This is a genomic window from Serratia sp. H1w (genome assembly GCF_000633355.1).
Taxonomy (GTDB): domain Bacteria; phylum Pseudomonadota; class Gammaproteobacteria; order Enterobacterales; family Enterobacteriaceae; genus Chania.
In genome coordinates this window covers 1-1,684 of sequence record NZ_AYMQ01000225.1, presented here as the reverse complement: position 1 = coordinate 1,684, position 1,684 = coordinate 1, and the positions used below count along the sequence as shown (strand labels likewise).

Below are 1,684 nucleotides of genomic sequence, written 5' to 3'. Positions count from 1 at the left end.
ACGTTCCAGTTCTTTTAAACGCTGGCGCTCATCGGTACTCAGTCCACCATCATCAGTGCTGACGGGGCTGATACCCCCACGGACATCATTTTTATGCTGAAGTAACCAGGCTCGCAGAGTGTCGTAATGGCATCCGATTTTTGACGAGATGGCACGAATGGCATCTGGCTCAGAGTCATACTCATCACGGTGTTCCAACAACATTCTGACTGCGCGCTCACGCAATTCAGGGGGATAGCGTTTGGCAGATTGTGATTTCATTTTGGGTCTCCTTTCACTAAGAGTTTAGTCTCCAAGAAACCCGGTACGGTTCAGGACTGGTGTTCGATAAGGACGTGCACGTAACCGTCAGTGCCGGTGGTGGTTTTCAGGCTGTAGAGCACGTCGCTGAAATGCTGGCGAAGGTCATCTTCGACAAAGGAGCCGGACTCCAGTTTCAGCGTACTGAGGTCGCAGATGGCGCGCAACTCAGTTGGCAGATGGATGTCCATAAAATCGCGGGCAATCTCGGGGTGCATCAGAAATTGCCGGAATGTGGCATCATGGGGTGTTGTATGTTTTTTCATGGGGCTATCGTAGCACGTTCGGTCATTGGCTCACTATGGCAGAGCGAGGGCTTCACCCGCTCCCCGGGCAGGATAGCGCCAGGATGTTGCTGCCGCCAGGCTTTTAATATCCGATAGACGCTGGCCTTGCCGATACCCAATTGGCCAGCAACCGCTTCACGTGTTAATCCGGCCATTGTCAATTCAATGACCTGCTGCGTTTTCGCCTGAGCGGTGGGTTTTCTTCCTTTATATGCACCTTTAGCTTTCGCCCGGGCAATACCTTCCCGCTGGCGTTCCTGACGCAGGCGCGTCTCGAACTCGGCGAAGACGCCCAGCATATCCAGAAAAGCCTTGCCGGAAGCGGAGGACGTATCAATGGCCTGCTCTGTCGCTCTGAGCTTGATGTTTTGCCCTTCAAGCTCATGTACCAGGTTTTGCAGGTCACGAAGGCTGCGTGACAGACGGTCGATACGGGTCACTACCAATGTATCCCCTTCCCGCAAGTAATCGAGACATTCATCGAGCGCCTGGCGCCCTTCTTTCCTGGTACCGGTCATTTTCTCAGAGAAAATTTTACGGCAGCCAGCGGAAGTCAACACCGTGATCTGATGTGTCAGATCCTGGTCGGTCGTCGATACACGTGCATAACCTACGAGAGCCATACATTTTAATCTCAATAGACATTAGACTATGAGATTCTCAGATACCATAAGTCAAAAATCAATCCCTATGATACCCATTTTGTTTCGAACTCACATACTCTCAAAAGGGTATACTCATATAAAACATTTATTTCAGATTGCCAAAGGCTTGAGATGATTCTTGCAGGAAACGCCACCGAGTGGCAGAAAACTGAGAGGCACTAATGGCTTTCGCGGGCTGGTTTTCGTTTTTGTTAATCAGATAGATAGCATCGCGTACGGGATAAAGAATATCGCCAGGTTGTACAGGCGTTTCGGAGATGACTTCCGCCATCATTTTTAATGATTCACTGCGAAGAATGAGCATGTAGCATTCTGTTGTTCTCAAATAAATAACATCAATTATCAGCCATTCCATAGGGTCACCTATCTTAATCTTTAGGAAAAAGATTAGCATAAGGAGCTTAACAGCTTGTAATGGTCAAGTAAAACCGG

At 49.1% G+C, this 1,684-nt stretch carries 3 protein-coding genes and 1 pseudogene; all 4 read right to left on the bottom strand.

Annotated features, from left to right (window positions below; genetic code table 11):
* Window positions 1–261: transposase (locus U869_RS0128985; protein ID WP_025124011.1), on the bottom strand; the 261-nt coding region annotated here is incomplete at its 3' end.
* A 53-nt stretch (window positions 262–314) separates the two neighbouring features.
* Window positions 315–566 (bottom strand): annotated as a pseudogene (locus U869_RS0128980) (Rpn family recombination-promoting nuclease/putative transposase); the annotation flags it as partial.
* Window positions 563–1,210: a recombinase family protein gene (locus U869_RS0128975; protein WP_025123937.1), complete on the bottom strand. Its 648-nt coding sequence runs from the start codon at window positions 1,208–1,210 to the stop codon at window positions 563–565. The pseudogene U869_RS0128980 and the gene U869_RS0128975, both read right to left, overlap by 4 nt.
* 127 nt (window positions 1,211–1,337) lie before the next feature.
* Complete coding sequence (locus tag U869_RS0128970; RefSeq protein ID WP_025123938.1) at window positions 1,338–1,607, bottom strand: hypothetical protein; 270 nt, start codon at window positions 1,605–1,607, stop codon at window positions 1,338–1,340.
* Between the last annotated feature and the right edge of the window lie 77 nt (window positions 1,608–1,684).